Origin of the sequence: Janthinobacterium algoris (assembly GCF_051380935.1) — a bacterium.
Taxonomy (GTDB): Bacteria; Pseudomonadota; Gammaproteobacteria; order Burkholderiales; family Burkholderiaceae_D; genus Janthinobacterium.
Map to the genome: position 1 here is coordinate 1 of NZ_JBNYXZ010000037.1, position 2,793 is coordinate 2,793.

The 2,793-nt window shown below is 60.8% G+C and carries 4 protein-coding genes; all 4 read right to left on the reverse strand.

Translation table 11 applies throughout. The features are described from left to right. Positions 1-173: 173 nt before the first annotated feature. On the reverse strand, positions 174-638 hold the full coding sequence (locus tag ACQ4W7_RS28920) for a D-Ala-D-Ala carboxypeptidase family metallohydrolase (RefSeq protein ID WP_436535157.1): 465 nt from the start codon (positions 636-638) through the stop codon (positions 174-176). Then, positions 629-889: a hypothetical protein gene (locus tag ACQ4W7_RS28925; RefSeq protein ID WP_426074855.1), complete on the reverse strand. Its 261-nt coding sequence runs from the start codon at positions 887-889 to the stop codon at positions 629-631. The genes ACQ4W7_RS28920 and ACQ4W7_RS28925 overlap by 10 nt, the downstream gene beginning before the upstream one ends. Further along, a complete protein-coding gene (locus ACQ4W7_RS28930; protein WP_071077676.1) occupies positions 886-1,251 on the reverse strand; it encodes a hypothetical protein in 366 nt (121 codons plus the stop codon). Before ACQ4W7_RS28930 ends, ACQ4W7_RS28925 begins: the two co-directional genes overlap by 4 nt. A gap of 164 nt (positions 1,252-1,415) precedes the next feature. Beyond that, entirely contained in the window at positions 1,416-2,687 is a 1,272-nt protein-coding gene (locus ACQ4W7_RS28935; RefSeq protein WP_436535159.1) for a hypothetical protein, read from the reverse strand. Positions 2,688-2,793 lie beyond the last annotated feature (106 nt).

Genomic DNA, 2,793 nt, shown 5'->3' on the forward strand with positions numbered 1-2,793 from the left:
GCTGACGCCCTGCTCCTGCACCAGCGAAGCGCGCGCGGCATCACGATCACCAGCGGCCAGCCACCAGCCCGTGCTGGTGGAGCTGGCCACCACCACCAGCACGGCAGCCAGCAGGATTGCCGCCGCCTTCCAGATGCCGTTGACTGCGGCGCCCGCCAACGTGCCCAGGGCGCTCACGGCCGCACCTGCAAGATGCCGGCACGCGTGCCATGACGGTCGATGGTGATGATGCGGTTGATCGGCTTGGCCGCCATGCGTGTGCTGACATGCACCCAGGTCAGTTCATTGATGATCTGACCGATGCCGAACTCGTCCAATTTCGGCAGCAGGGCCTGGCATACCTGGTACGGCGTCATGCGCAACGCCTTGAAATCAGCAGCACAACCGTGCACGTGATCGCTACCATCGCTGCTGCCAATGCCCCGATTCACCGGAATCGAGCGGTAGCCGCTTATATTGGTCAGCGGCGTATCAATGCCGGTGCTGGCCGTCAGGTAATTGCGGATACGCTGCAGCATCTCGGCCGTACGCTGCAGTTCGGCCAGCACGACGGCCGGCGGCGTGTTGTGGACACCATGGCGCGCCGCCCAGTCGGAGGCGACCAGTTCGGCCAGTGAGAAATTTTTACTCAGTTGCATGACGATCCCTTCCAGAACGATGAGCGCCGGTCGACGCAGACTAGCGCAGCGATGCCACAATGGAGCAGCACCTCGGGCCAGGCCGGTGTCACGCCGAACAGCAGCACGGCGGCGGCACCGGCCGTGAGCGCGATCCATGTGATACGGATAGGGCTGCCCGTGCCAGGCCGCATGTGATTGAGCTCGACGAACAGCCCTCGCGCCAGCACGATGGCCGCCGCCGCCATGTCGATCAAATACAAAATGTTCATGGCACGTCTCCTTTCTTGCGCAACCAGGCGAATGCGGCCGGGATGATGACCTGGGCGCACAGGCCCAGGCCCGCTGCGGCGGCGATGCGGATACCCGATTCGCCGGCGCTCGACAGGAATGGGAAATAATTGGCTGCGGTGACGCTGGCCACTGGCGCGAACCAGCCCGCGATCAGCGACGAGCCGATCACGCTGCCGGCGATCTGCGGTCCACGCATGGGCGGCAGGTAGGACAGCGAGACTAGACCGCCGGCCAGGCCGGCCAGCAGCGCGTCATACTGCACGCCCAGGATGGACCCGGTCAGGGTGATAGTGCCGGCGGCGATGGCGATGCCGACGGTGCTGCTTGCAGGTTCAGCCATATTGGCCTTTCGGGTTGGGTATGTGGGTGGATTGCTCTAGAGCAGCAGCTAGCGCTGACATTACGAGCATGGCTGTCTCATTTCTAGGGAAAGGTGAGACAGTATTTCCGACAACGGAAACGAAAAAACCCGCCGAAGCGGGTTTGTGGTGGAGTGCCGCTGTGCTACACGACCTTGACCATCACATAGGCCCTGCCGTCCGGCTCAATCGAAATCACGCGGCCGACGGCATCGAGGTACTGCGAATGCGTGAGGTCTGCCTTGCGGACGGGAATACCCTTGATTCCGGCGCCGTCCGGCACCGGCACGATGTAGTCACCTGGCTGGGCGCCTTGCACGTTGACCGGCACGCGGCCGGCGATGGCGATGCGGTCGACCTTCTGACGCAACGCTTCCAAGGCAGCATCAAATGCGTGGACCGCTGCGACATAGGCCTCCTCCTTCGCCGCCCAGTCTTCATCGGTATCGCCCGGCAATGTCACGGTGGCCAGGTAGACGGCATCGACAGCAGGAACACCATTCGCCTCGTCAGCTGGCATGGCCGGCGCGACTAATTCCCGCTCAATGGTTGGCATCAAACGCTCCGGCGCCGTTGGCCGCGCGCCCAGCTCCTGTGACCAGGTGTCACCGCCGACCATGCATGGGCTAGTCGACTTCACAATGAATGCGATGGCGCGATCCCATTTATCGGTCAACTTACCCTCGACGTCAATGCCGACAACCTGGCCAGGAGCAATCGTGCCGCACAAGAGCGCCTTGATCATGTACTCGGCATAGTCAGCACCGCCAGCAATAATCGTCCCTGCTGTCGAAATGCTGCGCCCTGTTTCGGAGTTCCGACCAACGAATAAAACAGCTGTGGCAGTGCCCCATGACGCCAATCCATCGGAGGCGAGCATTGCAATGCTGGGCGCTGCAGCATCCACGCCTACGTACAAAATCTCCTGCCCTTGCCCTGTCCCTCGGCTAATATTATGCCGAAGTGTTGATAGGTCGGAACTGCTCACTTTAAGGAGCGGCAGGTCGACGCGTCCAGTGATCCCCTGCACCTTTATCATCGGGGTAAAAGCCTGATAGCCTAGCTGGCCCCCATAAGCCCATTCGATCCGGAATTCACCATTCTTGTTGACAAATCGGTAGGTAACATCATCATTCCCTGAGCCAAGCCAGCGCGCAAGGCTGATACTAGGCTCGCCTTCGGTGGTAGTTCCTACTCTCACTCTGGGTACCGCATTGCCTTTGCCGGTTACGTCGATCCGGCTCGTGTTAAATGGAAGGCTTGGATCGATCCAGCCGGGATTCATGAAGCCATTCGGTCCGCCCATTGGCGACATGCCCGGAGCCGGATTGTAGGCGCCAGATACAGGTCCGCGCCCTACCAGTCTATTTAGTTCCTCATTAACATTTGGCATGCCGTCGTAAAATGTGTCAGCCATCTAAATCCCCTCGATCTGTAGTGGTGCGGAATAGGTTTCAAAATATGGCGTGCTCACGGCGTCGATGTTGCTGGCCTTGCCATACAGCATGTGGTCCTGCTCCAGC

What these genes read in the sequence shown, in the direction of transcription:
- ACQ4W7_RS28920 (WP_436535157.1), bottom strand. Translation starts at nt 638, where the DNA reads ATGCAACTGAGTAAAAATTTCTCACTGGCCGAACTGGTCGCCTCCGAC.
- ACQ4W7_RS28925 (WP_426074855.1), bottom strand. Translation starts at nt 889, where the DNA reads ATGAACATTTTGTATTTGATCGACATGGCGGCGGCGGCCATCGTGCTG.
- ACQ4W7_RS28935 (WP_436535159.1), bottom strand. Translation starts at nt 2,687, where the DNA reads ATGGCTGACACATTTTACGACGGCATGCCAAATGTTAATGAGGAACTA.
- ACQ4W7_RS28930 (WP_071077676.1), bottom strand. Translation starts at nt 1,251, where the DNA reads ATGGCTGAACCTGCAAGCAGCACCGTCGGCATCGCCATCGCCGCCGGC.